Source organism: Pseudomonas taiwanensis DSM 21245 (genome assembly GCF_000425785.1).
In the GTDB taxonomy this organism is placed as follows: Bacteria; Pseudomonadota; Gammaproteobacteria; order Pseudomonadales; family Pseudomonadaceae; genus Aquipseudomonas; species Aquipseudomonas taiwanensis.
This window is the reverse complement of sequence record NZ_AUEC01000028.1, coordinates 48,379-73,998: the sequence shown is the minus strand read 5'-3', so window position 1 is coordinate 73,998 and position 25,620 is coordinate 48,379. Positions and strand designations below refer to the sequence as shown.

Genomic DNA, 25,620 nt, shown 5'->3' with positions numbered 1-25,620 from the left:
GTTTCTTGTAGTTCTGACCAGACAAGCCTAACACGGGACTATCGGGCTCATCGCCGGCCAGCCGGCGATGGGATGCCTGAACCGTGGGCTTGTCGTGCAAATGCTCAACGTTCGACGATGGCCGTGACCCCCTGCCCACCCGCCGCGCAGATCGAGATCAAGCCCCGGCCCTTGCCTGCCGTCGCCAGCAACTTGGCCATGTTGGCCAGAATCCGCCCGCCCGTCGCGGCGAAGGGGTGGCCGGCGGCCAACGAACTGCCCTTGACGTTGAGCTTGCTGCGGTCGATCGCCCCCAGCGGGCCATCGAGACCCAGTCGTTCACGGCAGTAGTCGGTGTCCTCCCAGGCCTTGAGCGTGCACAGCACCTGGGCGGCGAATGCCTCGTGAATTTCGTAGTAGTCGAAGTCCTGCAGGGTCAGGCCATTGCGCGCCAGCAGACGCGGCACGGCGTACGCTGGCGCCATCAGCAGCCCCTCCTTGCCAGTGACGAAGTCCACCGCGGCCGCCTCGCCATCGACGAGATACGCCAACACCGGGAGGCCTTGCGCCTGTGCCCACTCCTCGCTGCCCAGCAACACCAGCGAGGCGCCATCGGTCAGCGGGGTGGCATTACCCGGCGTCAGCGTGCCTTGGCCGCTTCGGTCGAACACCGGTTTCAGCGCACCGAGTTGTTCGAGCGTCAGGTCCCCACGCAGGTTGTTGTCGCGGGCCAGCCCCATGAACGGCGTCAGCAGATCATCCTGCCAACCTTCGGTATAGGACGCAGCCAGGCGCTGGTGACTGAGCAGCGCCAGTTCGTCCTGTTCGGCGCGGCCAATCTGCCAGGTCTGAGCCATGCGTTCGCAATGCTCGCCCATCGACAGGCCGGTGCGTGGCTCTTCGTTACGCGGCAGTTCTGGCTTCAGGTGGCCGGGGCGCAGCTTGAGGAACGGTTTGAGCCGCTCCCCCAGCGTCCTGCCCCGGTGAGCCTGCAGCAGAATCCGGCGCAAGCCTTCGCCGACGGCGATGGGCGCATCGGACGTGGTGTCCACCCCGCCGGCGATCGCGCTGTCGATCTGCCCCAAGGCAATCTTGTTGGCCACCAGCAACGCCGCCTCAAGGCCGGTGGCACAGGCTTGCTGGATGTCATAGGCAGGCGTCTGCGGCGACAGCCGTGAGCCCAGCACACACTCGCGGGTAAGGGCCATCTCGCGGGAGTGCTTCAGTACCGCCCCGGCAACGACCTCCCCCAGCTTCAATCCATGCAGCCGGTAGCGTTCGATCAGGCCTTCCAGAGTGATGGTGAGCATCGCCTGGTTGCTGGCATTGGCATAGGCACCGTTGGAGCGGGCGAAGGGAATTCGGTTGCCGCCCAGGATCGCGACCCGGCGAGTTGAACGCATGCGCATGTTCCTCCTGAAACAATTTGATCCGTACAGCCTAGGTGTTTTTACCGCATTCGAACGACCTTGCCACAAACTTGGTCCACACTTGCAAGCTTGCATTCAGGGAGACCCGCACATGAGTGATCGCTATCTAGGCTTCGCCAACTCCAACCTCGGTCGACGCCTCGTGGATGCCTTGGGCCTGCCCCACCCCGCGCCCCTGGAGCGCTGGCAACCCGGCCGCCTGCGCCCGGTCGAAGGCGCATTGGTGCTCGGCGGTGGTCCGCTGGCGAACCAGGTCGAGTCTATCGCCCCGCGCCTGACCGACGATTTCTATAGCTTCAATGGCGAAGACCTGCAGGCACCCGCCTGGGTCGCCGGCCTTGGGCCAAAGTTGAAGGCTGTGGTGTTCGATGCCAGTCATCTGTCCGACAGCGACGGGCTGAAGCAGTTGCGTGAGTTCTTCCAGCCGCTGCTGCGCAGCCTGGCCTCCTGTGCCCATGTAGTGATCCTCGGGCGTGCGCCGGAAAGCCTCGACGACCCGATGGCCAGCGTCGCACAACGCGCCTTGGAGGGCTTCAGCCGCTCGTTGGCCAAAGAGCTGCGCAACGGCGCCACTGCACAATTGCTGTACGTGGCCCCCGGAGCACAAGATCAACTTGAAGGGGCCCTGCGCTTCTTCCTTTCGCCCAAGAGTGCATTCATCTCCGGTCAGGTACTGCGTCTTGAGCCCTGCGCCAGCCAGGTCCAGGACTGGACGCGGCCTCTAGGTGGGCGCCGGGCCCTGGTCACCGGGGCCGCACGCGGGATTGGCGCAGCCATCGCCGAAACCCTCGCGCGCGACGGCGCAGAAGTCGTGCTGCTGGATGTGCCCCAGGCCCAGAAGGACCTCGACGCCCTGGCCGCACGGCTCGGCGGCAAGGCGCTGGGCCTGGACATCTGCGCCAGCGATGCCGCTGCGCGATTGCTTGAAGCCTTGCCCGGCGGAATCGATATCGTCGTGCACAACGCCGGTATCACCCGCGACAAGACCCTGGCCAACATGACGCCGGAATACTGGGACGCAGTACTGGCGGTCAACCTCAAGGCCCCGCAGGTACTGACTCAGGCGCTGTATGACGCCGGCGCCCTGGGCGAAGAGGCTCGCATCACGCTGCTGGCGTCGGTCAGCGGTATCGCCGGCAACCGTGGCCAGTCCAACTATGCAGCAAGCAAGGCCGGGCTGATCGGGCTTGCCCAGGCCTGGGCGCCGAAGCTCGCCGAGCGAGGCGCCAGCATCAATGCCGTGGCCCCCGGTTTCATCGAAACCCATATGACCGCCGCCATGCCCATGGGGCTTCGCGAAGCCGGCCGACGCCTGAGCTCCCTGGGCCAGGGCGGGCGTCCACAAGATGTCGCCGAGGCGATTGCCTGGCTCAGCCAGCCTGGCTCCGGAGCGATCAATGGCCAGGTGCTTCGGGTTTGCGGCCAGGCGCTGATGGGAGCGTGAACATGGATCGACAGTGGCACGACCTGCACAGTCCAGACGCGCGCGCCAGCCTCTATCTGCGCGCGGCGAGCAAGCGCAAGATCAGCGGCGACACGCTTCCGGCCACGGGCTTGCGTTGTTTCCTTCATGTACAGCACGACAACCTGGCGGCCTACCGCCGGCTCTGCCACTTCCCCGATGACGGCCGCTTGCCGGGTACCTACCCGCACATCATGGCGTTCACCCTGCAACTGCAGTTGCTGACCGCCCATGACTTTCCCTTCCCGCTGCTGGGGCTGGTGCATGTGCACAACCGCATCGACGTGTTGCGGCCGCTTGGCGGCATCGACGGTCTGCGGTTTGCCGTTCACGCCGAGAACCTTCAGCCGCACGCCAAAGGCGGCACCTTCGACCTGATCACCGAGGCCGAAGACAGTCTCGGCCTGCTATGGCGCGAAACCAGCCGCATGCTGGTACGCGGCTTGCGCCTCGATAGGCAGCCCGAAGAAGCACCTGCCCCCGACACCGCCCCATTGCCAGAAGCCACCCGCTGGTATGCCGACAGCGACATCGGCCGGCGATATGCCAGGGTCTGCGGCGATTACAATCCGATCCACCTCAGCGCTGCCAGTGCGCGCCTGTTCGGCTTCCCCAAGGCCATCGCCCATGGCATGTGGAGCAAGGCCATGGCCCTGGCGGCACTGCGTACGCACCTGCCCAGCAGCGGCTACCGCTTCGAGGTGGATTTCTTGAAACCGGTACGGTTGCCGTCCGAGGTGGTGCTCAGTGCCAGTGAAGCGGGGGCAAGCGGTGAACTGCGGCTAGACGGGCATGGCGATCTGCTGCACATGGTCGGGTGCTGGGCGCCACGGTAGGAGCAAACCCCATGGCAAGGTTGCGAGAGGGCCGCACAGCGGCTCCCGCGCCCGGCGTCACTGCATCAATGACAGGTCGAGGCTGGAAGCCTCCCGAATCCACTTGCTTTGCACCGGGCCTCCACCGAAGCTATGCAGCATTAGGAGACCCCGATGAACCTGCAAGAACTCACCGAACGCCTGCACCAGATTCGCGACAACAACGACTGGCGCGGCTTCCACAGCCCGAAGAACCTGGCCATGGCCGCCAGCGTGGAAATGGCCGAACTGGTGGAAATCTTCCAGTGGCTGAGCGAAGACGAATCACGCCAACTGCCCGCGGACAAACTCGCCCACGCCGGCCAGGAAGTGGGCGACGTGGTTCTCTATCTGTTGCTGCTGTGCAGCGAACTGGGCCTGGACATGGAACAGGTGGTGCGCGCCAAGCTGGCCGACAGCGAGAGGCGCTTCGCCAAATGAACGACCGTCACTTCGATGAGCTCGCCACGCGTTTTGCCGAAAAGATCTACGGCGGCGCCAAAGGTGCGATTCGCCTGGCCGTGCTCCAGGCCGACCTGGCCGACGCCCTGCCCGACCGCCCGCTGCGGGTGCTCGACATCGGCGCAGGCCTTGGCCACATGGCACTGTGGCTGGCCCAACGCGGCCACCACCTTACCCTGGCCGAACCCGCCGCCCCGATGCTCGAAGGCGCCCAGGCGCGTTTTGCCGAAGCCGGGCAACAAGCCACCTTCATCCAGGCCCCCTGGCAAGACCTGCTGGGCCAATTGACCGAGCCTTACGACCTGGTGCTGTGCCACGCGGTGCTCGAATGGCTGGCCGAACCCGAAAGCATCCTGCCGGTACTGCACCAGTTGACCGCCCCAGGCGGCTGGTTGTCGCTGGCGTTCTACAACCGTGATGCGCTGGTCTACCGCAACCTGCTCAAAGGCCATTTCCGCAAGTTGCGCAGCAACAGATTGCAAGGTGAAAAGCAGAGCCTGACGCCGCAGAAACCACTTGATCCCCGTGAGCTCAAGGTTCACCTTGATCCTGTGTGGCAGGTAGAAAGTGAAAGTGGTGTCAGGGTGTTCCACGACTACATGCCCAAGGAATTCCAGGACAAGGCCGAGCTGCTGGACCTTCTGGAAATGGAACTGGCCCACCGTCGTCACCCAGCCTTTGCCGGCTTGGGCCGTTACCTGCACTGGATCTGCCGCCCCCGCTGACCCCGCCCGCCGGGAGGACTACATGCCGTATCGCTTGCTGTGCCTGGCCTTGCTGCCGTTAGCCCTGGCCGCCTGCCAGGGTGCCAACCCGTATGTCGCCAGCAGCCGCCCGCTGCCCCCCGCACCACCCCAGGCCGCAACGACCTTCGATGCCAGTGCCTACCCGGCACCGACACGGGACTACGGGCATTACCGCAGCTGGAGCTGGCGCAACGGCCAATTGCCCAGCAGCAGTGCCAACGCCGACCCCAGCCAACTGGCCGACGCTGTCAGCGGTGCCCTCGACCAGCACGGGCTACGCCCGGCCAGAGGTGGTACCGGCGACTTGCTGGTGAGCGCCGACATCCGGCTGGAACGGCGCCTGCGCCAGGTTCGCGATTACGACTATGACCCCTACTACGGCCCCTACCCCTATGGCGGCGTCGGCTTCGGCGGTTACCGCAATGGCTATGGGGCCTATGGCAGCGTGCCCATCGTGCGCACCTACGAGGTCGAGGTGATGGTGGTACGCATCGACCTGTTCGACGCCCGCAACGGCCAGCCCGTCTGGAGCGCCAGCGCCGAAAGCGGCAGCGACCAGGACTCACCACGTGATCGCGAGCAAGCCCTGCGCGAATCGGTGCACAAGGCGCTCAGCGGCTATCCTCCTAGTTAACGTTCAACGGAGAACCATCATGTTGCGCCGTCTCGTTGTGCTGTCATTCGCGCTGTTGCTCGCCGCTTGTGCAAGCAACAACGTCCAACAGGATTTCGACGCGAGCCGCGATTTTGCTGCCTATCGCAGCTGGGCATGGCAGGAGCCAGGCTTGCAGTACCGACCCGATGACCCTCGCATCAAGAGCGACCTGACCGAGCAGCGCATCCGTCAGGCAGTTGCCAGCGAGCTGGATCAACGTGGTCTGCGTCCTGCGCAGGGCAGCGCCCGGCCTGATCTGAAGGTCCAGGCCTACCTGATCGTCGAGCAACGCCAGCAACAGATCACCACCAACTATGGCGGCGGCTGGGGTGGTTACTGGGGAGGCTATTGGGGTGGCCCGATGTACAACGAGACGCGCAGCGTCGACTACAAGGTGGCCACCCTCCAAGTCGACATGTTCGATGGCCACGATGGCAAGCTGGTGTGGCGCGGCAGTGCCGAACAAATCATGAACAACTACCCACCAAGCCCCGAGGAACGCAACTCCGCGATCCAGAAGACCATTTCCCAGGTGCTGAGCAAGTACCCACCGGGTAGCAAGCAATAAGACTGCGCCGGCCTCGACATCCGTGACCGCCTCACTGTGCGTGGACGGTCATGGATGAAACCTTTTTTCCCTCACGCCACGCCCGTTCGTCGGATTCCGTCTACCCTGACTATTGAAACCTGACTGCCTGGATAGATCAGTTCAACGAATAGGGATGGCGACCTGCCCATGCAAAGCATTGTTCTCCTGATGTGGCTTGCCTTGTGCGCCGAACAAGATGTCCGCGAACGGCAGATCTCCAACATGCTTACCCTGGGTGTGGCCGCTTGTGCCCTGGTGTGGCTGTTCGCAACCGGACACAGCTGGATCGGCGCCGACGCCAGCGATGCCGGCTGGGCGCTGGCCATCGTCATGCTGCTTACCCTGCCCGGCTACATGCTCGGCCGCTTCGGCGCTGATGACGTCAAGTTGATGGGCGCCCTGGCGCTGGCCACCAGCTACCAGTATGTACTCGGCACCTTCATTGGTGCCGGGATCAGCGTCCTGCTGTGGTTGCTCGCCCGGCGACGCTTGTGGACCCTGATGAATCCGAAGGTCAAGAAACGACTGCAAGCGCTGACTGAGCAAATGGGCGACAAGCAAGCGTTCGTGCCTTACGTGCTGGCCGGCTTCATGCTCACTGCCGTATGGATCCAATAGTCATTTCCATGGTCCGAAGTGTTGTACAAAACTTGTACAAAGTTGGGAAGTAGGACTACTTTTCTAACTGCCAGAGCGTCTGGCCCGGGAGCAGGGCCGATTACGAACAGGGAGTTGATCGTGAGCAAGCCAACGAGTGAGGTAAAGGTGCTGGTTGTCGATGACCAGCAGTTGATCGTCGAACAGTTGTGTGAATTCCTCGAAAGCCATGGCCATCGCTGCGTGCCGGCTTTTTCAACCGACCAGGCCATCGAATGCTACGTGGCGGACCAAGCCATTGGCCTTGTGCTGTGCGACCTGCACATGCCCAAACGCGATGGCATCGAGTTGGTTCACGCACTCAAGGAAGTCGCCGGACGTGAGCGTCTGTTCGAGGCGATCATGCTGACCGGGCGAGCCGAGAAACAGGATGTGGTCCGCGCGCTGCGCGAAGGTTTTGCCGACTACTACCAAAAACCCGTGGACCTCGATGAGTTGCTCGAAGGTGTACGCCGCCAGGAGCAATCGTTACTCGAACGCCAGAACAACTTCCGCGACCTGGGCAGCCTGAACCGACGCCTGCAGGAGCTGGCCGAATCGATCGACGAACTTTACCAAGACCTGGAAAAAGCCCGCGGCCAGGGCGTGCACCGTCGAGCCAGCGATGCCGAGGAAAACGAAGCCGAGCTGCCAGCTGCCTTCGAGAAGCTTTCGCCACGCCAGCTGGAAGTGGCCCGCCTGGTGAGCAAGGGTAAGACCAACTACCAGATCGCCTGCGAGCTCGGTATCACCGAGAACACCGTGAAGCTCTATGTATCCCAGGTACTGCGCCTGACCCATATGCACAACCGCACCCAGCTGGCGTTGGCCCTGACGCCTAGTTCGTCTCCTGTGCACCAGCGATTCACCACGCACTGAGGGCATCGAAACCGGCCAGGCTCAGGGCTGGAAGCTGAAGGTCAGGGTCCAACGCGGCCCGCGATCGAGACTGTCCAGCGCCACATCCGCCAACGGCTTGGCCACTTCCAGCGCGACACTGCCACGGCGACCGTCACCCAGGCGCACACCCAGTGCCACAGCGCTCAGCGTTGAGTCCTCGAGGTGCCCGCTGTTGTACCAGGCACGCGCGCTATCGAGCACACCATAGGGTTGCACCTGGCGGAGCAGCGCACCATCGAGCTGAAAGCTGTAGTTCAGCTCGTAGGCCATGCCCCAGCCCCTGTCGCCCGCCGCCTGGTCCCGAGGGTAACCCCTGCCGAAATTCTGTCCGCCGAACACCGCCCTTTCGCTGTCGGGCAGCCGGTCATCGCTCCAGTACAACGCCCCAGAAAGCACACCCTGCCAGTTGTCCATCAGCCGATCGCTTTGCAGCCCCGCGACGCGCATACGCAAGAAGTTGAGGTCGTAGTCGCCATCGCTATGGCCCCCCAGATAATCCAGGCCTTGGTAGACCCCTGCAGTGACGATCCGCAATCGACGCGGGTCGGCATGGCGCCAGTCGCCGCCGAACGACAAGGCCCGTAGCGAGGTCGCGTTGTTTCGAGAAGGCACGCCCTGCCCTGGCCGGTCTTCGATGTGCTCGCTGACGGCATAGAAATGCCCAGCCACCGTCATCCACTCATCCGCCGCGACGATCACCGGCTGACGCAGCCCTACTGCGTAGCGATCGCTCTCCCGGCGTTGCGTCATGGTCCGGCCATGGTCCAGGCGAACGCGTGTATTCGGCTCGCTACGGTAGCGCGTGGCAGACACCAGCAGTTGGCTGCCTTCGGCATCGAGGTACTGGCTGTACTCCAGATGCTGGTATCGGGTCTGCTCGTCGCCTTTGGGCTGGATGACGCTGGCCGCGACGCGTTCGGCAAAGCGGGTCTGCGATCGGCTGGAAACCCTGAGCAATGCTTGCGGCTCGTCACGGTTGCCATCGCTAAGGGTCAACGCCGCGTCGAAGGGCCTGCGCCGGGCACGAACGGTCAATTGGGTCGCACCGTCCGCTTGATCGGTGGCAGGCAGTTCGGCCTCGATGGACACACCGGGCATCCGCTCGGCCAGGCCGAGGTAACGGTCGAGGGTCTTGCCGGTCAAGGGGCGCTCGGCCTTGAGCCGCGTCAGCAGCTGCTCGAGGTAGGCGGCGGCAGGTCCGATATCGCCTACCAGCCGGTAGTCGCGGATATAGCCCTCGACCAGCACCACCTGCACCCGGCCTTCGCTGACGTCCTGGGGCGGTAGGTATGCGTAGGACAGCAGGTAGCCGTCACCCCGATAACGCTCAGTCAGGCGATCGGTGAACTGTTGCAGTTCGCCGAAGGTGGTTTGCCGCCCCATCAGCGGCTGGAAATGCTCGCGCAGTTCACTGAGCGGGTAGACGGTCCCCCCTTCGAAACGCACCTTGTGCAGCATCAGCGGAGTATTCGTCGGCAGCGATGCGCGTTGCTTGGCGAGCGGAGCCCACACCCGCAGCCCAGGTGCCAAGGGGCGATAAACATCCAGCGGCAGGTTGGCGGCGGGCAGGCGGCGCTCATTTTCGTGGCCGTCGAGAAAGCCAGGCAACGGCTCGGCATGAGCCAGGTTGGCCCAAGACAGCAGCAACAGGGGCACGACCAGAGGACGCATAGGACACTCCATGATCCCTTGGGTACCAGGGCGCCAGCCGGTCACCCCAGTCACTTGCAAGCGTAGGTGCTGGACCTGCAAACGTCGACCGTCACTCGTTGACCTCAAATGCCACCCGCGCGGTCTCGCCGCTTTCGTCCAGGGCGCTCAGCTCGATCTGTCCGGCCTTGTCGAAACGCACCAGCAAGCTGTTCTGCCCCTCGGTCTCGCCCAAGGGCTGGCCGTTGAGGAACCACCAGCGGCGCCCGCCTCCGCCCAATGCCCAGACATGCAGTTGCAGTGGCTCGCTGCTGGTCGAAGGCCTGCGCAGGTTGTCCCCAGGGCGCACCCCCACGATCGACAACGGCGGCACCCGCGCCGCGAGCTGCGGCGGGCAACCAGGGTCCACGGCTGGCAACCGGGCAGCGCGACGCTCCTGACGCCCCAACCAAGGCTCGAGCGGGGCGGGCCACAGGGCGACCTCTCGCGCCTTGGCACCGGGGCAGGTGCTGTCGACGCGCAGGCCCTGGTCGTTGACCCAGACCGTTTCCCGCAGCCCAAGCCCGATCGGCTGGTCGGCCGCCTGTAGGGTGGGTGGCGTGGTGCCTTCCAGGGTCCAGGCGAAGCGCTGGCGACGGCAGTTGGGGTCTTGCCGCTTCATTGGCTGGCCCAAAGGCCAACAGATCGCCGCCACGCCAACGCTTTGCGGCATCTGCTCCACCGGCGCGGCAATGCCACGTTGGCTGTCGCGATTGCTCAACAGGTCATGAACCTGCAGCATCAGCGGCGCTGCCGAGGCCAGGCCAAACTGCCCAGGCACCGGCGTACCGTCGGGGCGACCGATCCACACACCGATCAGGTAACGCGGCCCTACCCCGATCGACCAGGCATCGCGAAAGCCATAACTGGTCCCGGTCTTCCAGGCCAGCAGCGGCCGTTGGACCAGTTCGGCATGTGGGTCACGGTCAGGGCGGGCCTGGCCGCTGAGAATGCGGCGGATGATCCAGGCCGCCCCCGGCGACAGCAGGCGTCGTTCCACCAGCGGGTCCTGCGGCCGCAGGCGTACCTGGGCACTGTTGCCCGCCCTGGCCAACGCCGCGTAGCCTGCGACCAGGTCTTCCAGGCGACTGCCGGCGCCCCCGAGAATCAGCGACAGGTTGGGCTCTGCCAGGGGCGGCAGCACCAGCGGTATGCCCGCATTTCGCAGCTCCGCCGCAAAGCGTTTGGGGCCGTAGGCTTCAAGCAGTTGCACGGCTGGCAAGTTCAAGGACAGGGCCAGCGCCGAACTGGCTGCCACCGGCCCGCTGAACCCCATCGAGAAATTGCCGGGACGGTAGTCACCATAGCGGCGCGGCACGTCCTGCAGCAGCGACTCGGAATGAATCAGGCCGTCGTCCAGCGCCATGCCGTAGAGAAATGGCTTGAGGGTCGAGCCGGGCGAGCGCAGGGATCGCACCATGTCGACATGGCCGAATCGGCGCTCGTCGGCCAGGTCGATTGAGCCCAGGTAGGCCCTGACGGCCATGGTCTGCGATTCCACCACCAGCACCGCGGCCGAGGTGCGCTCCGGCAGGCGTGCACGCCAGCCTAGCAGCAGGTCTTCCAAACGCCGCTGCAGGTTCGCGTCCAGGGTGGTACGAATGAGCGGCGGACTGTTGGCCGTGTTCAGCCGGCGCGCCAGCAACGGCGCCAGCGCAGGCTCCTGGCGCGGGGCCAGCAACAGGGGCTCCTCGGTAGCCTCCTTGATCTGCAAGGCAGGCCACACGTGATATTCGCCCAGGCGCTGCAGCACTTTGTCCCGCGCCCGCTGGGCACGCGCCGGATGACGGTCCGGGCGCAAACGGCTGGGCGCCTGCGGCAACACCGCCAGCAGCGCCGCCTCGGCAGGGGTCAAATGCATCGGCGACTTGCCCAGGTAAGCCCAACTGGCCGCCGCTACGCCCTGCAAGGTGCCGCCAAATGGAGCACGGTTCAGGTAAAGCTGCAGGATCTCGCGCTTGGACAGGTGCCATTCAAGTTGCCCGGTGCGCCACAGTTGCCGCAGCTTGCCGGCCAGCGTTCGATCATGCGGGTCGAGCAGCCGGGCCACTTGCATCGACAGGGTGCTGCCACCCGAGACCACGCGCCCACCGCGCAGGTTGAGCCAGGCCGCACGGGCCAGGGCCAAGGGGTTGATACCCGGGTGGCTGTAGAACCAACGGTCTTCATAGGTCAGCAGCGCCTGCAGGTATAGCGGCGAAACTTCCTCGGGGCTGACCGGGTAACGCCACACGCCATCGGCATCGGCGAAACGCCACATCGGCGTGCCGTCTTCGGCCAGCACCACCCGTGCCAGATCATCCGCAGGCATGGGCAACGGCCAGAGGCGGTCGGCCAGCCACAACAGGCCCGCCGTCATCGCCAACGCCAAGGCAGAACCGCACAGCAAGCGCCCCGCACGGGTATGCAGGCGGGTTAAGCTTGGCATTGGGAACCGACCTGGCCAGGTGATGGCCAAAGGCTTGGAATCGGTAACCTCGCCGATTCGATCATCAGGAAGCAACTATGCATGTAGAAGGTTTTTTCGAGTGGCTGGGGCAGGCGCTGGGGTCGTTGATCCGCTTCATCGTCGACGCGTTGAGCGGCCTGTTCAACCTGCTGGCCAATGCCGGGGGTAATTTCATAGATGGCCTGGCGCGCACATTGGGCATGGACACCTCGCTGATCAGCATCCTGGCCCTGATCGTTGGCCTGATGCTGCTGTACTCGGCAATCCGCGCCTTCATGCGCGCCTCGATCATCGCTGGGATCATCTGGTTGCTGCTGGGGTTGTGGGTGTTGAGCTGGATCATCCACTGACGTGGGGCCGCTTCGCGGCCCATCGCTAGCTCCCACGGATAACCGCTACCTGTGGGAGCCAGCCCGCATCTCAACGCGCCTTCACAACCATCTCACCCTGCCCATCCCCCACTGCTTGAAGGTTTGGCCGGTACATCGACTCGACCTGCGGCGGCGGCACGCGATAGGTGCCCGGCGTCACGGCCCGCGCCAGGTACAGCAAGTGCGTGGTCCCATAGCTGTCGAGCTTGAGCGCCGCCACATAGCGATCGTCACGATACTCCTGGTGCACCACGCTGGCGTTCTGCATCGACTCACGCCACTGCTTGACCGCACTGCTGGCGTTGTCCAGGCTCGCCGCGCTCTGCGCCAGGTTCTGGTTTTCCAGCTCCAGGCCCGCAGGCAACAAGTCCGCCACCAGCGCATCCGGCACGGCGGTCTCGGCCTTGAGTGCCAGGTGCACCAGCACCAGGTCACCACTGCGCAGGTTGTGCAGGTCAAGTGCCTGGCCGTTCATGCCCAGGTACTCGCGGCGGATCTGCAGGCCGTTGCCGCCAGCGGCCGGTGCCTGACGCGGATACCCCGACAGCGTCAGTTGCTGGTAGAGCGTTTCGCTGCCTTCGTTCTGCACGCTCAGCGGCGCGGCCAGCAACGGCCCTTCGAGCTTCATGCCCGATTCGGTGTTGCTGAACACGCGAATCTCGCCCGCGCTGTCCAGGCGCGCCTTCCACTGCCCTTCCGGCTTGTCGAGCAAGCCACGGCCTGCCAGATACAGCGCATTGCGCTCCTGGGTCGAAAGCCAACGGTTGGCGGCCAGTTCGTCCGACAAGGCGAACAGGCGCTGGTCGACCTGATTACTGGCCAGTTTGTTCTCCTGCAACAGCGCCAGAATCAGTGCCTGGTCGCGCAATGCGCTGCCGTAGTCAGCCATCCAGCCCTTGCCACGGCTGATGCCTAGGCCGGCCTGCAAGGCCTGATCGGCGCGTGGTTTGTCGCCCATTTTGTCCAGCGCTACCGCCAGTTGCACCAGCGGCAGCCCGGAACGCGCATCGGCCCGTCGTTCGAACAGACTGCGCAATGCACCCAAGGGTGCCTGCTGGCTGCGCGACAGCACCAGGGCGGCATAGGCCTGCACGGCAAAACGGGTGTGCTCGGCATTGTCGCTGTAATCAACCTCGATCAGGTTGCGCTCCTGCACGTAACGCAACAACCGCTCACTGGCCTTTTTCAGGGACTCGGCCGGGACGCCGTAGCCTTGGTCGCGGGCACGCATCAGGAAGTCGGTGACATAGGCGGTCAGCCAGTACTCCTCCTCACTGTCCGAACTCCACAGGCCGAAGCTGCCGTTGTGGCGTTGCATGCCCAGCAAGTGCTCGATGCCCATCTCGATCTTGCGCTTGCGGACCTCGGCGGCTTCGCCCTTGATGCCCAGGCGCTTGAGACTCTCCGCATCGGCATACAGCGAGGGGTAGAGCCCGCTGGTGGTCTGTTCCAGGCAGCCATAAGGGTAGGCTTCCAGCGCACGAATCTGCTCGGCCAGGTTCAACGGCGGGCGACTCGACAAGGCCAGGCTGGCCTCCAGGCCGGCGGGCTCGAAGGCGGCCAGGTCGCCCTCCGGCAGCGTCCAGGGTTGCTCCTTCAGGGCCACACGGTAGTGCTTGAGCATGGCCGGGTAGGCGGGGCGAACACCCAAGGTCCATTCCCGCTCGAAAGTGTTGGTCGGCTCACCCGGCAGTTGCAGGCCGTTGACGCGCACGGTCACCTTGCCCTGACCGAGGCCTCCCTGGGCCTGGACCGGAATCATCAGCGTGGTGCGCTGACCTTCCGCCAGCGCGACGCTTTGCAGGGCATCCGCTTGCAGGCTTAATTGGCCCTCGGTACGCAGCTCGACACTCAACTGCTGCGCGCGCCCCGACAGGTTGGCCAAGTCCAGCGCCAGGCTGGTGCGATCACCACCGGCCAGGAAGCGCGGCGCCGCCAGTTCGGCAATCAATGGCGCGGCGACCACGGTCTTGCCCTCGGCCATGCCGAAGTGCTCATCGCTCCAGGCTTGAGCCATCAGGCGCAGCTCACCGTTGAAGTCGGGGATCTCGACCGTTGCCTGACCCTCGCCCTTCTCGTCAAGGGTCACCGGCACGCTCTGCTGAGCGACGATGGTCACCGTGGTATTGGGGCGCTTGCCGCCCTTGGCCATGGCCGCATCGCCACCGAATGCCAGGCTCGCCAGACGGCCCTGGCCGGCTTCGATCAACTGCCCGTAGATGTCCAGTTGGTCGGCACCGTAGGCCTTGCGACCGAACAGGCTGGCGAACGGGTCCGGGGTTTTGAAGTCGGTGATGTTGAGGATGCCCACGTCTACCGCGGACAGCAGCACATGCACTTGTTTCGGGTGGCTGCCATCAGCGTTGGCGGCCTTGAGTTTCACGGTCAGTGGCTGTTTCGGCCGCATCTTCTCAGGGGCCTGCAAGGTGACGGCAAGCTTGCGCTCGGCGCGGTCCAGCGGCAGGTGCAGCACGCCCACCGCGCGCTTGGGCGTGGCATTGGCCTTGCGTTCGCCGGGGCGGATCACCAAGGCGCTGACATACAGATCATGGCGTGCCCACTGCTTGTCGAGTTTCACCTCGAAGGTCTTGCCCTCGGCGGGAACGTCGATCTCCTGCCACCACAGCGGGCCCTCGCTGGACTCGACCATCAAATAACCACTGCCTGGCGCCGGTGGCGTGACGGTGACATTGGCCGTGGCACCATCGGCGTACGAAGGCTTGTCCAGCGCCAACTTGACCTGGTCCGGACGCACAGCGCCGCCTTCGGCGTTGTCCTGGGCGCGATAACCGGCCCAGAAGCGTTCGCTGGAAACCAGTCCGGTTTCCGGGTCTTCCACTTCCACGCGATACGGCCCCCACTCGACCTGGAAGGTCAGCTTGGCCGTGGAGCCTGCCTTGACGCTGAGCGTTTCCTCGCTTTGCGTGAGGAATTTCTCGTTGTAGTTGTAACTCCAGCCATCACTCTGCGAATAGTTCCAGTAGTAGTCGCGGCGCTCGCGAATGAGCCTGACCTTGAGGTCGTTCGCCGCCAGCTTGTTGCCGTCCCGGTCCGCCACCAGGAACTCGAATTCCACCGGGCCATCGCTGTCGGTCTCGTCACCGTCGAACAGGCCACGCAGGCCCGGCAAACGCTCGGCAGGCCAGATCGGCTGTTCCAGACGCCGGGTGATCGGTCGGCCGCCGGACTCCTGCAGGCTGGCCTGCACGGTCAGTTGCAGCGGCGAACGGGCCTCGGCCCAGCGGCTTTCAATGTCGACCACCGCTTTACCGGCCTGGTCGAGGGTCACTTCATCGAGCTCCAGGTCCTGGTTCAGCTCGGTCTCGGTCACCGAGCCGAACTGGTAGCCCGGCAAGGCGGGTACGGCTTCTCGCAGCGGGCGGACATAGGCCTGACCACTCAGGCGATTGCCGGCAGCCGGGGCGCCATAAAGGTAGCGGCCATTGACCTGGATACGCGCATCCTGCTCTGGTGCGAGCGGCTGGCTGCTGCCCTTGAGCTCCAGTGCCAGGCGCTCGGGCAGGAAGTCTTCGACCAGGAACTCATACACCTGCTTGCGCCCGCCGCCGAGGTCGAGCAGCAACTGCCAACGGCCCGTCGGAGCTTCGGTGGCCAGTTGCAATTGGTACTGGTAAAGACCGTTGGCGTCAGCCTCCCAGACGAACTTGCGGCTCACCTGCTCATCGGGGCGACGGACCTCCACGCTGACCGGCTGGGCCTTGACCGGCTTGCCATCCTGATCGCGCAACAGGCCATTGAGCAGCACCGTTTCGCCAGGGCGATACAGGTCTCGCGGGCCGAAGATGAAGAACTGCAGCGGGTTGGCCTGGGGCCCGGTGATGTCGAACTCGGCCAGGTCCAGCGCCGCCGTGTTCAGGCGCAGCAGCGTGGTGTGCACGCCCTGGGTGGCAATCAGGGTGTCGGCCTTGGCGGTGATGGGCAGTTGGGCATGACCCTGGCTATCTGTCTTGGCCTGGGCCAGCAGCTTGCCCTTGTCATCGTGCAGTTCGAGGTTGACGTCTTTCAACGCCTTGCCGCCTTCCAGCGCCTGGGCGAATACATCCAGGCGGTCGTGGTAGCGATGGGCGGATACGCCGATGTCGCTGAGGGTGAACAACGTTGCCGGTTGCGAATAGTCGTAGGTGCCCGAGGCACGCATCACGGCCAGGTACACGCCCGGCTCCTGCAGCGGCTTGATACCGGCAATCGGCAGCAGCATGGTCTCGCGGGTGTTGCGCGCAGGGTTGAGGTCGAAACGGCCGCTGTAGACCAGCTCAGCCATCTCCAGGGTTTCCTTGGACTGGTAGTAGTACAGGCTGCTGTTGCGACCCCAGTTGACCAGGAAGCTGGAGAGCATGTCCGGCTTGATGCGGAAGAATTCGACATCGACCTTGTTGACGTTCAGGGCGATGACCGGCAGGCCTTCGGCCAGGCGCGTCGGCAGCAGCGAGCCGCGGCTGGCGAAGCCCACGGTGGGCTGCATGTCGCGGGTTTCCAGGCGGCTCACCGACTCGCTGTCCAGCGTCTTGCCGTTCACCGCCAGCAGGCCTTTGTCGATGGTCAGCACCAGCTTGCGCTGTGGCTCAAGATGGCGCAGGCGCAGTTCCATCTGGTTGTCGGAGAGCTCCCAGGCGCCATCGACCTTGCCTTTGACCGTATCCACCAGGTGCAACGTGTTGGCGAAGTCCTGCTTGGCATCCAGTGGCACCGAGAAGCTAACCGACAAGGTAGCGGCTCCGTCGAGCTGGACTTCGGAGACGTCCAGCACGCTCAGCTCGCGGCCCTCGTAACGTTTGGCGAGCACAGCCGGGTCTTCGCGTTTGGGTGCCGCCGCCTCGACCGCCGCGCTCGCGGCAGGAGACTCGGTCGGCTTGGTTTTTTCCGGCGAGGCGCCGTCACAAGCACTGAGCAACGCCAGCGCGCAGGCCAGCAACAATCCTTTGTTGAACATGGAGTGGGAACTCTTTGGCAGCGTGTACGTAAGGGCAGCAACTATAGCGCAATGGCAGCAGGGACACCTGAGGTCGAGCGTATTGGCTGGCTGGCCGTTACACTGTTGCCCTCAGAAAAGCGCGGCGCACGGCCGTTCCCGGACCCGCAATCGTTGGGAGCGGCCCGGTGACGCGAAACGGCCGCAACGCAGCCGCAGATTCAACAGGAACCCGATGACTTCACTGACGACCGACTGGCGCGACCGCCCCACCCACCGCAAGGTCTGGGGCCTGGCCGCACCGATGATTCTCTCCAACGTTTCGGTGCCACTGGTGGCGCTGGTCGACAGCACGGTGATTGGTCACCTGCCCCATGCCCACCAGTTGGGTGCGGTCGCCGTGGGCGCCACCCTGTTCACCTTCATGGTCGGCCTGATGGGCTTTCTGCGCATGGGCTCCACCGGTTTCGCCGCCCAGGCTGCCGGGCGCGCCGACGGTGCTGCGCTGCGCCAGGTGCTGGTACAGGGGCTGTTGCTGGCGGTCGGCTTCGCCCTGCTCATCGGCCTGCTCGCCGTACCCTTCAGCCAGTTGGCGCTGCAGGCCATGCAGCCGAGCGAAGCCTTGCAGCAAGCCACCGAAGACTTCTTCCACACGCGGCTGCTTGGCCTGCCGGCCGCGCTTGCCAGCTATGCCTTGGTGGGCTGGTTCCTCGGCACCCAGAACGCCAGGGCACCGCTGGCCATTCTGCTGACCACCAACCTGCTCAACATCGTGCTCAACCTGTGGTTCGTCCTTGGCCTCGACTGGGGGGTGCTGGGCTCGGCGCGAGCGTCGGTGATTGCCGAATGGAGCGCCGCGCTATTGGGCTTGGCCCTCACCCGCCCTGCCCTGCGCGCCTATCCGGGGCAGATCGCCTGGGCGGCGCTCAAGCGCTGGCAAGCCTGGCGGCCACTGTTGGCGGTGAACCGCGACATCTTCCTGCGCAGCCTTGCGCTGCAGCTGGTGTTCCTGCTGATTACCGTGCAGGGCGCGCGCCTGGGTGAGGCCACGGTGGCCGCTAACGCCCTCCTGCTCAATGGCCTGCTGTTGACCGCCTATGCCCTGGACGGCCTGGCTCACGCCGTGGAGGCCCTGTGCGGCCACGCCATCGGCGCCCGCGACCGCGACACGCTGCGCCGCTCGTTGGTGGTGGCCTGTGGCTGGTCGCTGATCACCAGCCTGGGGTTTGCCGTGTTGTTCCTGATGGGCGGGCACCTGTTCATCGACCTGCAAACCGACATCGACAGTGTGCGGGCAGCGGCTTATCCGTATCTGCCGTACCTGGCGGTGCTGCCGCTGATCGCGGTGTGGAGTTATCTGCTCGACGGGCTGTTCATCGGTGCGACAAGGGCGCGAGAGATGCGCAATGCAATGCTGGTTTCGGTACTGGTCGCGCTGCCTCTGGCGCTGGTGTTGAGTGGCTCCGGCAACCATGGGTTATGGCTGGCGTTTCTGGGGTTCATGGCGTTGCGGGCAGTGACGTTGGGGTGGGTGGGATGGAAATTGCAGCAGAGAGGCAAGTGGGTCGGAGTGGAAAACAATATGAAAAATAGATTCGATTGACTGCGAGAATCAATTTGAAAATGCAGCGCCCACGGAGGGGACTCTTCTTAATTACTTAAGAGCAAGGAGCCTTTATGTACCCTCCAACCGCATCTGTTGATAGCGACATGAATGCTGCCAGCAAGGCGCGTAACTACTTTAAAAACGGCGGCAGTGCTTTTCTAGTGCCGTGGTTTTACTCGATGGTCAGAAATCGAGGTGAGTGGGACTATAAACAGCAAGGAAGGCAGTACGAAACCTTTGGCAACTTCAATTCCGGAGCTACGGGAACCGCCGCAGGTCTATCGCAAGAATTCTTGTTGAGAGGTGCTGGATGGGCACAGCGTCGGGCTGGCACCTGCAATTCGGCATTTGGATCGTGGTGCAATGATGCCCCTTACGGAGACGACCCCGAAGATCAGGCATGGATCAAAGCAGGTATTGAGTATGCGAAGTCAAGGGGCTACTCAGTGCCTGATAGCAGTCTTGCTTCTACTTGCCGTCGGACAAGGCATATGGATGCTCACCACAGACTCAAAGCCCGTACTGAGCAGGGTTGTTGTGTATAGGCAGTTGGGGCTGCTACGCAGCCCTTTCGCGCCACAAGGTCGCTCCCGCCCCACACAGGGCAGGAGCGGCCCCTGGCGATCAGGACGACAGGTATGAAGACCGGGTCAGGCCAAGACGCAGCGCATCGAGGAACTGGGTCCGCTCGCGGGCGCTGATCCTGGCGCTGGCCACCTTGTCGCGGTAGTGGGTCATCAACTCCTCCGGCGACAGGTGCACGTAGCGCAGCATGTCCTCGATAGTGTCGTGGGTCTCGATACCGGCGTGGTACACGCTGCCATCGGCATTCTGATAGATGTTCACCGAGTCGGTGTCACCGAACAGGTTGTGCATGTCGCCCAGGATCTCCTGGTAGGCGCCGACCAGGAACACACCCAGCAGGTAGTCTTCGCCTTCCTTGACCGCATGCACCGGCATGCTGGTCTCGATGCTCTGCTCGTCGACGTACTGGTTGATCTTGCCGTCGGAATCGCAGGTCAGGTCCTGCAGCACCGCGCGACGCATCGGCTCTTCATCCAGGCGATGCAGCGGAATGATCGGCAGCACCTGGCCGATGGCCCAGGTATCCGGCAGGCTCTGGAACACCGAGAAGTTGCAGATGTACTTGTCGGCCAGCTTGTCGTTGAGCTCGTCCAGCACTTGGCGGTGCGAGCGCTGGCGGGCTTTGAGCGAGTTGTGCAGGCGACGGCACACGGCGAAGTAGCACTGCTCGGCCAGGGCTTTCTCGGCCAGGCTGATCTTGCCATCGGCATACTGCGCTGCCACGTCACCCATGTAGTGGGTGGCGCGCCAGTAAGTCTCGGTCACCATCTCGATGTCGGTCGGGCCAAGCAGGTCGGCCAGCCACTGCACGGTCTCCGGCAACGACTCCTTGTTCTCGATGGTCGGCACGTCGTCGTTGTGTTTCTCGACGTCGGTCACCTGGATCACCAGCATGGCGTGGTGCGCGGTCAGCGAACGGCCGCTCTCGGAGAAGATGTGCGGGTGTGGCAGGCCCTGCGCGTCGCAGAACTCCTTGAGCATGCCCACCACCACGCCGGCATAGTCATCCATGTCGTAGTTGATGGAGCTGGCATTGCGCGAGTGAGTGCCGTCGTAGTCGACACCCAGGCCGCCGCCGACGTCGATATGGTCGACCGGCAGGCCCAGGGCCCGTAGTTCGCCATAGTAACGGATGGCTTCCTTGAAACCGTGCTGGTAGTCGGCCAGGTTGGCGATCTGCGACCCCATGTGAAAGTGCAGCAGGCGGATGCCCTGGTCCAGGCCCGCGTCGCGGAAACGCTGAACCACCGAGATCAACTGGGCCGCGGACAAACCGAACTTGGACTTTTCGCCACCCGTGTCTGCCCACTTGCTCGATGCCAGCGACGACAGACGCACGCGCAGGCCTACCTGAGGCTTGACCTTGAGCTCGGCGGCCTCCTCGATCACCAGAGCCACTTCGGACTCTTTCTCGATGACGATGAACACGTTGTGGCCGAGTTTCTGCCCCATCAGCGCCAGGCGAATGAACTCACGGTCCTTGTAGCCGTTGCAGACGATGGTCCCGCCCTTGGGCGCCAGCGCCAGCACCGCCAGCAGCTCGGGCTTGGAGCCGGCCTCAAGGCCGATGGACACGTTCTGGGTGGCGATGATGTTTTCCACCACCGCTTCCTGCTGGTTGACCTTGATCGGGTACAGCGCGGTGTACTTGCTCTGGTACTCAAGGCGCGCGATGTTGGCGTCGAAGGCGCCGGTCAGCTGGCGCACGCGGTCCTGCAGAATGTCTGGGAAGCGCACCAGCAGTGGCAGCGACAGGCCGCTCTGGCGCAGCTCCTGGACTTGCTCGAACAGGTCGATCGGGGCACTGCTCGGCCCGTTGGGGCGCACTTCGACGCGCCCGGCTTCATTGATGGCGAAATAACCAGCGCCCCAATGGCGGATGCCATAAACACTGCGGCTGTCGGCCACGGTCCATTGGCTACCATCGTCTTTGCGTGTGCGTCGTACGGACATTCACGTCCCCTATAGATAAGTCGAAGACACTGCCCCACGAGGCGGCGGGCGCAGTGTAAAAGCTGAAAATGACGATTATTCCGTATTCAGGGATAGACCCCTGCTACGGAAACGAGTTTAGAAAGCGCTGGGGAAAAAATCGCGCGGCCGTATCAACCGCCGGATTTCTTCGCCTTGAAGCCTTGCTTGGTCAGCTCGCCGATGAGTAACTCGACGTGATCGCCCTGGATCTCGATCACGCCCTCTTTCAAGGCGCCACCGGTACCACATCGGCGCTTGAGGGTGGAGGCCAGCTCCTTGAGCTGGTCGAGCGGCAGCGGGACGCCGGTGACGGTGGTCACGGTCTTGCCGCCACGGCCTTTGCTTTCACGACGAACGCGGGCGATACCGTCCCCCTCGGGGATGACGGATTGCTTACAGGTGCAGGCGTCCACCGGCTGGCCACAGTCGGGGCAATGCCGACCGGAATCGGTGGAGTACACGAGACCGCCAAGGGCGGAGAAGGAAGAAGCTTTCTTGGCCACTTTTGTTCCTCTTGCTGAGGACAAAAACTGGTCGACGGGAGCCGACCGCGAAGCCCCACTCTGGCAGGGGCGGCGCTACTGCCACAAGACCTGCGGCAGCCCGAAAAGGGCGCGCAGTGTAACGATAAAACCGGCGTTTGCTAAGTACTGGAATGCGCCATTTTTCGAATGTTTTGCGACCCCTCACAGGCAAGCCCGCTGCAACGGCTATTTCACTGGACTCACTGGCAGTGAATCACCTGCTGGAGCGGGTTAACCCGCGAAAAGGCCAGCACCGGGAAGCCTACCTCAGAGACTGGCCTTGTAGCGCTGCAACGCCGCCAGCGAGTCCGGGCAATAGGGCTTGCTCAGGCTCTCGGCCTCCGCTTGCTCGATGCGAACGAACTTCGCCTCTATCACTTCTTCCGGCTGCAAGCGCAACGGCGCATCCGACACCGCCGAATACACCGCGCACCACAAGCGGTTGTCCGGCTGGTCGAAGTAGAACCGCTCATGGAAGCGCAAGTCGACGCCTTCGATCCCCAACTCTTCGGCCAGCTCGCGCGCGGCGGACTCGGCATACGCCTCTCCCGCCGTCACCATGCCGCCTGCCGCCACATCCCAGTAGCCTGGGTAGAGCGCCTTGCTCAGGGTACGGCGGTGCACGCACAGTTCACCGGCACTGTTGAACAGCAGGATGAAGGTGCAGCGACCGATCAGGCCGCGCTCACGCAACTGAGCCCTGGGCAAGGCGCCGAGGACCTGATCGGCTTCGTCCACCCAGGCGACCAGCTCACGGTCGGAAGCTGCCCGGTGGGCAGCCTCCTTGGGATCGATGGCCATGATCAGCCCTGGGACAGCAGCTGACGCAGGTCGATCACCGCTGCGTTGGCTCGGGAGATATAGTTGGCCATCACCAGCGAGTGGTTGGCCCACATGCCGAAGCCACTGCCGTTGAGCACCATCGGGCTCCACAGCGCCTCCTGGGACGCCTCCAGTTCACGGATGATCTGGCGGACGCTGACGGTAGCGTTCTTCTTCGCCAGTACATCGGCGAAGTCCACCTCGATGGCACGCAGCAGATGCGACAGCGCCCAGGCCTGGCCACGGGCTTCGTAGAACACGTTGTCGATCTGCAGCCAAGGCGTTTCCACCAGTTCCTCGTCAACCTGCGGCGCCTGGCCGGGCTGCACCGACTCGGTCTTCAGGGTGCTGTTGAGCTTGACCCGGCCGACACTGGCCGACAGGCGCTGGGACAGCGAACCCAGACGGGTCGCCACGTCACCCAGCCAGTTGTTGAGGTTGTCGGCACGAGTATAGAAGATCGCGCCCTGATCACCCTTGGCCAGGCGAGCCTGGTAGCGGCTCAGCGACTTGATGCCTTCCTCGAACTCCGACTCGCTCGATGGCAGGATCCAGCTCTTGTTGTCGAAGTTGAAGCGCGGCTCGGCCTTGGCCAAGTCGGCGTCTTCGGTGGATTGCGACTGCGAACGGGCGAAGTCCTTGCGCAGTGCGCGCGACAGGTCGCGCACCTGGACCAGCACGCCGTATTCCCAACTCGGCATGTTGTCCATCCACAGCCCCGGTGGGAAGCGGTCGTTGGAAATGTAGCCGCCCGGCTTGTCCAGCAAGGTCTGCGCGACCGTCTTGAGGGTTTCGATGGTGGTGTAGCCAACGACCATCTGCTGGCCATTCTTCTCGGCCGCCGCCTGGGCGTTCTGCTGCACCGGGAACAGTTCGGGCTCCTGGCTCCAGTACCAACCAAGGCCAATGCAGACCAGCAGGTAAAGGCCAATCAACGTGCCCAGCGCACGGCTCCAGAGGCCACCAAGGTAGCTGCGGGCCGCAGCACCGCGACCATCGACACGCTCGCGGGGCTCGGCTTTGGCCTCGCGGTTTTTCCAATCCAGCATGGCTTTGTCCTTAATCAGTCACGACGGTTCAGGGGCTTGGACCACAGGCCTGCGCCAGGGTGCCACGGCAAGCCCGCGTGGCTGCACTATAAAGCAGACACCGCCGTACGCATAAGCGACCAATGAGTCAGTAACTGAATATTCGTTCGGAACCCTTTGTTGATTCAGGGCACTCACTCGTCGGAAAAGAACTGCTAGCATAGAGCCATCATTGCACCTGCACATCCCCAACTAATAAGTAGTCAGGACATGAGCCAAACAGCCGAGCCGAGCCACGAGCGTCTCAAGCAGCACTTCGCCCAGCGTGTGATCCTCCAGGCCAGGCAGATCCTCGAGATCTGGCAGCGTCTGCAGCGTGGCGAATGGTCGGACGGCGACCTGGGCGAACTGTGCGAGGCCAACCTACGCCTGCAACGCTACGCCGAACGCTTCGAGCAGCCTGAGCACAGCGACCTGTCGACCGCCATTGGCCAGACCCTGCAGGCCATCGAAGCCAACAGCGCACGGCTCAACTCACAACTGATCGGCGAGCTCAACCGCCTGATGCAACGTCTGTCGCGCACCGGGCTGCGCAAGGGCGACCAACTCGACCAAGTGCCCCTGCCGCCCTTGCGCAAGCCGGTGTACATCCTGCTGCAGGACCATGACCGGGCCGAGCGCCTGGCCCAGCAGTTGGAGTTCTTCGGCCTGGGCGTCGAAGCCCTGTTCAGTGCAGACGCTTTCCAGGCCTCGATGAAAGAGCGCCTACCGTCAGCCATTGTCATGGATGTCGACTTCACCGGCCCAGGTCTGGGCCTGCAACTGGCTGCTCAGGCCCAGCAGGGCCTGGAGCAACACATCCCGCTGCTGTTCTTCAGCCATCAGGAAACCGACACGCCGACCCGGCTGGCCGCTGTGCGCGCCGGAGGCCAGGAGTTTCTCACCGGCACCCTTGAGGCCTCCAGCCTGCTGGAGAAAGTCGAGCTGCTGACCAGCGCCACCCAGTACGACCCGTTTCGCGTGCTGATCATCGACGACTCACGCGCCCAGGCCCTGCACACCGAACGCCTGCTCAACAGCGCCGGCATGATCACCCGCAGCCTGAACGATCCGATCCGGACCATGGCCGAGCTGGCCGACTTCCAGCCCGACCTGGTGATCCTCGACATGTACATGCCGGCCTGCACCGGCACCGAGCTGGCCAAGGTGATCCGACATAACGACCGCTATGTGAGCGTGCCGATCATCTACCTGTCGGCCGAGGACGACCTGGATAAGCAGCTCGATGCCATGAGCGAAGGCGGCGACGACTTCCTGACCAAGCCGATCCGCTCGCGCCACCTGATCACCACCGTGCGCAACCGCGCCGCCCGTGCCCGTCACCTGAAAGCGCGCATGGTCCGCGACAGCCTGACCGGGCTGTACAACCACACGCACATCCTGCAATTGCTCGAAGACTGCAGCTTCCGCGCGCGCCGCGAAGAGCAGCCGTTGAGCTTCGCCATGCTCGACATCGACCACTTCAAGAAGATCAACGACCGCCACGGCCATCCCATGGGCGACCGGGTAATCAAGAGCCTGGCGCTGTTTCTCAAGCAACGTCTGCGCAAGACCGATTTCATCGGCCGCTACGGCGGCGAGGAATTCGCCATCGTGATGCCTAACACTGGCCTGGAGGCGGCGCACAAGGTGCTCGATGAAATCCGCAGGCGCTTTGCCGAGATTCTCTACCCCGCGCAGCCCCACGACCTGCAATGCACGTTCAGTGCAGGTGTGGTTCAACTCGACGACGACCTGGATGCGCTGACCATGGCCAGCGCCGCCGATGAGGCGCTATATCGCGCCAAGCATGCCGGACGCAATTGTGTGGTGCGCGTGGAGCCCTGAGGCAGGGCTTTGCCTGTGCTGTGCCCTTCGCACCGACCTTGA

General features: G+C 63.9%; 20 protein-coding genes. 12 read left to right on the top strand and 8 right to left on the bottom strand.

Annotated elements, in window-relative coordinates; all coding sequences use genetic code 11:
• Window positions 1–104: 104 nt before the first annotated feature.
• Window positions 105–1,382: an acetyl-CoA C-acetyltransferase gene (locus H620_RS0113740; RefSeq protein ID WP_023382492.1), complete on the bottom strand. Its 1,278-nt coding sequence runs from the start codon at window positions 1,380–1,382 to the stop codon at window positions 105–107.
• Window positions 1,383–1,500: 118 nt separating this feature from the next.
• Here H620_RS0113740 and H620_RS0113735 point away from each other — a divergent pair, with 118 nt between their 5' ends.
• The 8 genes from H620_RS0113735 to H620_RS0113700 all read left to right on the top strand — a co-directional run bounded on the left by H620_RS0113735 (window position 1,501) and on the right by H620_RS0113700 (window position 7,692).
• Window positions 1,501–2,853 carry a 3-oxoacyl-ACP reductase gene (locus H620_RS0113735; RefSeq protein WP_023382493.1) on the top strand — a complete coding sequence of 451 codons (1,353 nt, stop codon included), beginning with the start codon at window positions 1,501–1,503 and terminating at the stop codon, window positions 2,851–2,853.
• A 2-nt stretch (window positions 2,854–2,855) separates the two neighbouring features.
• The gene (locus tag H620_RS0113730) at window positions 2,856–3,707 is read left to right on the top strand and encodes a MaoC family dehydratase (protein ID WP_027907506.1); all 852 of its coding nucleotides are present in this window, start codon (window positions 2,856–2,858) and stop codon (window positions 3,705–3,707) included.
• 153 nt (window positions 3,708–3,860) lie between these two features.
• Complete coding sequence (locus H620_RS0113725; protein ID WP_027907505.1) at window positions 3,861–4,166, top strand: MazG-like family protein; 306 nt, start codon at window positions 3,861–3,863, stop codon at window positions 4,164–4,166.
• The gene (locus H620_RS0113720; RefSeq protein WP_023382496.1) at window positions 4,163–4,912 is read left to right on the top strand and encodes a methyltransferase; all 750 of its coding nucleotides are present in this window, start codon (window positions 4,163–4,165) and stop codon (window positions 4,910–4,912) included. Before H620_RS0113725 ends, H620_RS0113720 begins: the two co-directional genes overlap by 4 nt.
• A gap of 22 nt (window positions 4,913–4,934) precedes the next feature.
• A complete protein-coding gene (locus tag H620_RS0113715) occupies window positions 4,935–5,567 on the top strand; it encodes a DUF4136 domain-containing protein (RefSeq protein WP_023382497.1) in 633 nt (210 codons plus the stop codon).
• 19 nt (window positions 5,568–5,586) lie between these two features.
• Window positions 5,587–6,156: a DUF4136 domain-containing protein gene (locus tag H620_RS0113710; protein ID WP_023382498.1), complete on the top strand. Its 570-nt coding sequence runs from the start codon at window positions 5,587–5,589 to the stop codon at window positions 6,154–6,156.
• A gap of 168 nt (window positions 6,157–6,324) precedes the next feature.
• Window positions 6,325–6,795: an A24 family peptidase gene (locus H620_RS0113705; protein ID WP_023382499.1), complete on the top strand. Its 471-nt coding sequence runs from the start codon at window positions 6,325–6,327 to the stop codon at window positions 6,793–6,795.
• A 114-nt stretch (window positions 6,796–6,909) separates the two neighbouring features.
• On the top strand, window positions 6,910–7,692 hold the full coding sequence (locus H620_RS0113700; RefSeq protein ID WP_189673007.1) for a response regulator transcription factor: 783 nt from the start codon (window positions 6,910–6,912) through the stop codon (window positions 7,690–7,692).
• A gap of 21 nt (window positions 7,693–7,713) precedes the next feature.
• Here H620_RS0113700 and H620_RS0113695 read toward each other — a convergent pair whose 3' ends face one another.
• Both H620_RS0113695 and pbpC read right to left on the bottom strand, forming a co-directional pair.
• A complete protein-coding gene (locus H620_RS0113695; protein WP_027907503.1) occupies window positions 7,714–9,384 on the bottom strand; it encodes a ShlB/FhaC/HecB family hemolysin secretion/activation protein in 1,671 nt (556 codons plus the stop codon).
• Window positions 9,385–9,475: 91 nt separating this feature from the next.
• Window positions 9,476–11,830 carry a peptidoglycan glycosyltransferase PbpC gene (pbpC, locus tag H620_RS0113690; protein WP_027907502.1) on the bottom strand — a complete coding sequence of 785 codons (2,355 nt, stop codon included), beginning with the start codon at window positions 11,828–11,830 and terminating at the stop codon, window positions 9,476–9,478.
• A 77-nt stretch (window positions 11,831–11,907) separates the two neighbouring features.
• On the opposite strand from pbpC, the gene H620_RS0113685 reads away from it, so the two are divergent.
• Window positions 11,908–12,201, top strand: coding sequence for a hypothetical protein (locus H620_RS0113685; protein WP_023382503.1), 294 nt, complete (start codon window positions 11,908–11,910; stop codon window positions 12,199–12,201).
• A 70-nt stretch (window positions 12,202–12,271) separates the two neighbouring features.
• Here H620_RS0113685 and H620_RS0113680 read toward each other — a convergent pair whose 3' ends face one another.
• The gene (locus H620_RS0113680; RefSeq protein ID WP_027907501.1) at window positions 12,272–17,173 is read right to left on the bottom strand and encodes an alpha-2-macroglobulin family protein; all 4,902 of its coding nucleotides are present in this window, start codon (window positions 17,171–17,173) and stop codon (window positions 12,272–12,274) included.
• Between the two features lie 214 nt (window positions 17,174–17,387).
• Here H620_RS0113680 and H620_RS0113675 point away from each other — a divergent pair, with 214 nt between their 5' ends.
• Both H620_RS0113675 and H620_RS26495 read left to right on the top strand, forming a co-directional pair.
• Window positions 17,388–18,755 carry an MATE family efflux transporter gene (locus H620_RS0113675; RefSeq protein WP_027907500.1) on the top strand — a complete coding sequence of 456 codons (1,368 nt, stop codon included), beginning with the start codon at window positions 17,388–17,390 and terminating at the stop codon, window positions 18,753–18,755.
• A 74-nt stretch (window positions 18,756–18,829) separates the two neighbouring features.
• Window positions 18,830–19,303: a polymorphic toxin type 44 domain-containing protein gene (locus tag H620_RS26495; RefSeq protein ID WP_155950785.1), complete on the top strand. Its 474-nt coding sequence runs from the start codon at window positions 18,830–18,832 to the stop codon at window positions 19,301–19,303.
• A 79-nt stretch (window positions 19,304–19,382) separates the two neighbouring features.
• On the opposite strand, the gene speA is transcribed toward H620_RS26495, so the two are convergent.
• The 4 genes from speA to H620_RS0113655 form a co-directional block, all read right to left on the bottom strand.
• The gene (gene speA, locus H620_RS0113670; RefSeq protein ID WP_023382506.1) at window positions 19,383–21,296 is read right to left on the bottom strand and encodes an arginine decarboxylase; all 1,914 of its coding nucleotides are present in this window, start codon (window positions 21,294–21,296) and stop codon (window positions 19,383–19,385) included.
• A 152-nt stretch (window positions 21,297–21,448) separates the two neighbouring features.
• The gene (locus H620_RS0113665; protein WP_023382507.1) at window positions 21,449–21,820 is read right to left on the bottom strand and encodes a translation initiation factor Sui1; all 372 of its coding nucleotides are present in this window, start codon (window positions 21,818–21,820) and stop codon (window positions 21,449–21,451) included.
• A gap of 288 nt (window positions 21,821–22,108) precedes the next feature.
• A complete protein-coding gene (locus H620_RS0113660) occupies window positions 22,109–22,642 on the bottom strand; it encodes an NUDIX hydrolase (RefSeq protein ID WP_023382508.1) in 534 nt (177 codons plus the stop codon).
• Between the two features lie 2 nt (window positions 22,643–22,644).
• Window positions 22,645–23,712 (bottom strand): DUF2333 family protein, encoded by a 1,068-nt coding sequence (locus H620_RS0113655; RefSeq protein WP_023382509.1) that lies wholly within the window; start codon window positions 23,710–23,712, stop codon window positions 22,645–22,647.
• A gap of 249 nt (window positions 23,713–23,961) precedes the next feature.
• Here H620_RS0113655 and H620_RS0113650 point away from each other — a divergent pair, with 249 nt between their 5' ends.
• Window positions 23,962–25,578 (top strand): diguanylate cyclase, encoded by a 1,617-nt coding sequence (locus H620_RS0113650; protein WP_023382510.1) that lies wholly within the window; start codon window positions 23,962–23,964, stop codon window positions 25,576–25,578.
• Window positions 25,579–25,620 lie beyond the last annotated feature (42 nt).

What these genes read in the sequence shown, in the direction of transcription:
- H620_RS0113740 (WP_023382492.1), bottom strand. Translation starts at nt 1,382, where the DNA reads ATGCGTTCAACTCGCCGGGTCGCGATCCTGGGCGGCAACCGAATTCCC.
- H620_RS0113735 (WP_023382493.1), top strand. Translation starts at nt 1,501, where the DNA reads ATGAGTGATCGCTATCTAGGCTTCGCCAACTCCAACCTCGGTCGACGC.
- H620_RS0113730 (WP_027907506.1), top strand. Translation starts at nt 2,856, where the DNA reads ATGGATCGACAGTGGCACGACCTGCACAGTCCAGACGCGCGCGCCAGC.
- H620_RS0113725 (WP_027907505.1), top strand. Translation starts at nt 3,861, where the DNA reads ATGAACCTGCAAGAACTCACCGAACGCCTGCACCAGATTCGCGACAAC.
- H620_RS0113720 (WP_023382496.1), top strand. Translation starts at nt 4,163, where the DNA reads ATGAACGACCGTCACTTCGATGAGCTCGCCACGCGTTTTGCCGAAAAG.
- H620_RS0113715 (WP_023382497.1), top strand. Translation starts at nt 4,935, where the DNA reads ATGCCGTATCGCTTGCTGTGCCTGGCCTTGCTGCCGTTAGCCCTGGCC.
- H620_RS0113710 (WP_023382498.1), top strand. Translation starts at nt 5,587, where the DNA reads ATGTTGCGCCGTCTCGTTGTGCTGTCATTCGCGCTGTTGCTCGCCGCT.
- H620_RS0113705 (WP_023382499.1), top strand. Translation starts at nt 6,325, where the DNA reads ATGCAAAGCATTGTTCTCCTGATGTGGCTTGCCTTGTGCGCCGAACAA.
- H620_RS0113695 (WP_027907503.1), bottom strand. Translation starts at nt 9,384, where the DNA reads ATGCGTCCTCTGGTCGTGCCCCTGTTGCTGCTGTCTTGGGCCAACCTG.
- pbpC (WP_027907502.1), bottom strand. Translation starts at nt 11,830, where the DNA reads ATGCCAAGCTTAACCCGCCTGCATACCCGTGCGGGGCGCTTGCTGTGC.
- H620_RS0113685 (WP_023382503.1), top strand. Translation starts at nt 11,908, where the DNA reads ATGCATGTAGAAGGTTTTTTCGAGTGGCTGGGGCAGGCGCTGGGGTCG.
- H620_RS0113680 (WP_027907501.1), bottom strand. Translation starts at nt 17,173, where the DNA reads ATGTTCAACAAAGGATTGTTGCTGGCCTGCGCGCTGGCGTTGCTCAGT.
- H620_RS0113675 (WP_027907500.1), top strand. Translation starts at nt 17,388, where the DNA reads ATGACTTCACTGACGACCGACTGGCGCGACCGCCCCACCCACCGCAAG.
- H620_RS26495 (WP_155950785.1), top strand. Translation starts at nt 18,830, where the DNA reads ATGTACCCTCCAACCGCATCTGTTGATAGCGACATGAATGCTGCCAGC.
- speA (WP_023382506.1), bottom strand. Translation starts at nt 21,296, where the DNA reads ATGTCCGTACGACGCACACGCAAAGACGATGGTAGCCAATGGACCGTG.
- H620_RS0113660 (WP_023382508.1), bottom strand. Translation starts at nt 22,642, where the DNA reads ATGGCCATCGATCCCAAGGAGGCTGCCCACCGGGCAGCTTCCGACCGT.
- H620_RS0113655 (WP_023382509.1), bottom strand. Translation starts at nt 23,712, where the DNA reads ATGCTGGATTGGAAAAACCGCGAGGCCAAAGCCGAGCCCCGCGAGCGT.
- H620_RS0113650 (WP_023382510.1), top strand. Translation starts at nt 23,962, where the DNA reads ATGAGCCAAACAGCCGAGCCGAGCCACGAGCGTCTCAAGCAGCACTTC.